The 3,064-nt window shown below is 66.9% G+C and carries 2 protein-coding genes; both read right to left on the bottom strand.

Going from position 1 to position 3,064, the window contains the following annotated elements:
• Positions 1 to 1,517: transposase (locus tag ACFC09_RS45905; RefSeq protein WP_376539154.1), on the bottom strand; the 1,517-nt coding region annotated here is incomplete at its 3' end.
• Between the two features lie 67 nt (positions 1,518 to 1,584).
• Positions 1,585 to 1,932: an antibiotic biosynthesis monooxygenase family protein gene (locus tag ACFC09_RS45910; RefSeq protein WP_376539152.1), complete on the bottom strand. Its 348-nt coding sequence runs from the start codon at positions 1,930 to 1,932 to the stop codon at positions 1,585 to 1,587.
• Positions 1,933 to 3,064 lie beyond the last annotated feature (1,132 nt).

A 3,064-nucleotide genomic window follows, 5' to 3' on the forward strand; every position in this document is an offset into this window, starting at 1 on the left:
CGGGCGAGTAGACCTTCATCACCATAAAAGATGCCTCCTACCCGGCCCCTGGCGGGGCTGGGCTCAGAGGTGTCCACCCCTCGGGGACAGGTCCCGTTGTGGCAGGCGGCCAGCAGTCGCCACTCGCCGCGGGCGCCGCCCTCGCCGCGCGGGAGGAGCTGGCGGCCGTTGTGGCAGGTCATGATCTGGCCGAAGACGGGATCGACGATGGCCTTGCGGCGGCTGTATGCCTTCCGGCCGGGCATGGTCCGCAGCTTGCGGGCCATGCGCTCCTTGAGCGTGGCGTCCTTGGGGATGCGTCCGCGGGGTGCGGGCGGGACTTGCTCGTCGTGGCTGAGGCGGCCGGTGTCCATGAACGTGTCGGTATCGCAGGCCAGTTGGCGGTCTTTTGCGGCTTCGGGGTTGGTCTCGGAGCAGTACCCGGCGTCGACGAGGGCCTGTTTGGGGTGGATGCCGGTGTTCGCGTGGGACTGGTCGAGCATGGCGGTGTAGTTCAGCGCGTCCGAGGCGTTGGTCGTCACGTCGGCGGCGGTGATGACCTGGTGGGCCTCGTCCACGACGGCTTGGGCGTTGTATGCCTGGATGTAGGCGCCGTCGCTGTTCTTCATGATCCGAGAGTCGGGGTCGGTGAAGTTGGCCTGGGCCTTCGGCTTCGGGCGGGCCTTGGCGGCGGCTTTCTCGCCCGTGTTGGTGACGGCCTGTTCGTCGCTGGTGCCGGCCCGCTCCTGGCGGCGGCGTTCGGTGTCCTCGGCGCGAGCGCGGGCCTTGGCGGCGGCCTCGGCCTCGATCTGCGCGCGGGCGGCCTGCATCTTGGCCAGGCGCTTCTCACGGCGGTCCAACTCGGCGGGCAGGTCGACCTCCTTGCCGTCGACGCCGAAGACCTGGTCCTCGGCGGCATCGACGTGCTCGGCGCCGGCCAGCAGGGCGGCGGCCTGGGCGTCCAGGTGGGCGATCTCGGCCTCGATCCGCTCTTCCTTGTCCACCAACCGTCCGTAGCTCATGGCCCTGTGCTTGGAGGCGTTCGCCTCCAGCTTCGTGTCGTCCAGGGCGACGCGGCCCATCTTGACCATGTCCAGCTTCTGCGCGAGGTGCAGGGACTGGAGGAACAGGTCGGCCAGAGCGTCCAGGTGGCGGTGGCGGAAGCGGGCGATCGACCGGAAGTCAGGGGCTTGGTCGGCGGCCAGGAACCGGAACGCGACGTTGTCCACGCACTTACGCTTGATTGTCCGAGAGGAGCGCACGCCGGTGGTGTAGCCGTAGAGCAGCAGCCGCACCATCAGCCGCGGACTGTACGGCGGGAAGCCGCGCTTTTCGGTGTAGTCGGCCAGGACCGGCGAGAGGTCGAGCGCCTGGTCGACCAGGTCGGCGACGAACCGGGCCAGGTGGTCCTCGCGCAGCCAGTCGTCCAGCGACGGCAGCAGCAGGACCTGGTGCGGGTCGAAGGTGCGGAACCGCTTGTCCACCGCCGCCGCACGCACCTCCGGCCGCTTCGCCTCGACCAGGTCGACCTCGAACAGCCCATCGCCACCACACATACCGGAATCATCCCGTATGAATGATCACGAGGATGGGTGGCAGTGGTACCTACAGATCTGCCGGGCGGGTAAACCCGTAGGCGCGCTCGACCTTGGCCACGTGGAGCGCGAACGAGCCATACCAGTGCTCGCGTCCGTGCGCACGGGCCAGGGCGTGCTCTGCGTGATCCCGCCAAGCGGCAATCGAGTCCTCGTCCCTCCAGTACGACACCACGATCCCCAGGCCGTCCGCACGGCGAGCGGCATCGACACCGAGGAATCCCGGCTGGTCGGCAGCCAGTTTCATCAGCCGCTCGTCTCTCTCCGCATAGCCATTGTCGCCAGCGGTCCGTACGGCGGTGAACACCACAGCGTAGTAGGGCGGAGCGGGCAGCGACGCGGGCGCAGGATCGGTCACGGAGGTCCTCCAACAGACGGCACTGGCAGTATTGCCTCAAACGATCTCGCCTACTCACCTGACCTCACAACCCCGCTATCCGGTTACGACCCACGCTCCTAGCCAGTCACTGGCGTTGGCTGTATTCACACCCGGAACAAGGGTCGTAACAGCGGATCACCACATTCCCGGCAGTACCGCCGAGCCGTTCCACCAGCTACCACACCCCAGATCATCCAGGTATGCCCAACTCACGGCCAGGGATCCACCTACTAACGCGCAGGGAGGGTGAGGGCTGCCTCAACGCCGCTGTACCGTCTTCGGGAGAGGACCACTGGCAGGGGGGCGGGATGAGTCGGCTTGAGTTCAGCTGGGAACTCAGTGGTAGTGGTTGGGCGACCTGCCGCGTCGCGGACGGTGTTTCGGAGCGGAAAGACATCGTGAGCTATTGCACGGACGCGCTTGCAGACGTGCTCCACGGTGTCGTAGGGCTCTACGGCCGCACCTCCGTCCAGCGTTTCTCCTTCGATCTTGAGCCAGCCGAAGTGAGGTGGGTTCTCCGCCGCAGAGGCTCAGACGTTCACGTTGCGATCTACCGGTTTCCCGACATGTCCACAAGCTTCGACGCGCCGGACCAGGCAGGCATACTCTCGTGGACCTCCACTCAGCCCCTTAGCCTCCTCGGGCACGTCGTCTTGGAGGCTGCTTAATCGGTGATCCGGCTCCACGGGGAGGACGGCTACAGGGCGAAGTGGGTTCCGCACCCATTCCCCTTTGCTGCGCTGCAAGACCTCCGTCGGCTGCACTTGCAGTACGACAGATGTGAACGCCAGCACGGCGAGCCGTCCGCGTAGACCACGGTCGGACGCCAGCGTGCTCTTCTCCGAACTGAGGGTTGGTCGAGAACGGCTGGAGAAGCCGTGGGGGTCTCTCCCCGTGCCGGGGAGCGATGACACTGGCGTGCCAGCCGGAGTCGCTTCCCGCCTGGCGGGCACCTGAGGAGAAAGTTCGGCCGTTGCTCCCGCGTGGCGGTACGTGCGGCTGCTCGGCCCTTTATTACAGGTCAGCGATCCAGCGCACCTTTGGTGCGCGCCGGGGGCGTGGTAAATCCCGTGGCGTGCGCCGGAGGTGCTTCTGTCTGCCCTGACGTGGG

Origin of the sequence: Streptomyces sp. NPDC056161, assembly GCF_042268025.1 — a bacterium.
GTDB lineage: Bacteria > Actinomycetota > Actinomycetes > Streptomycetales > Streptomycetaceae > Streptomyces.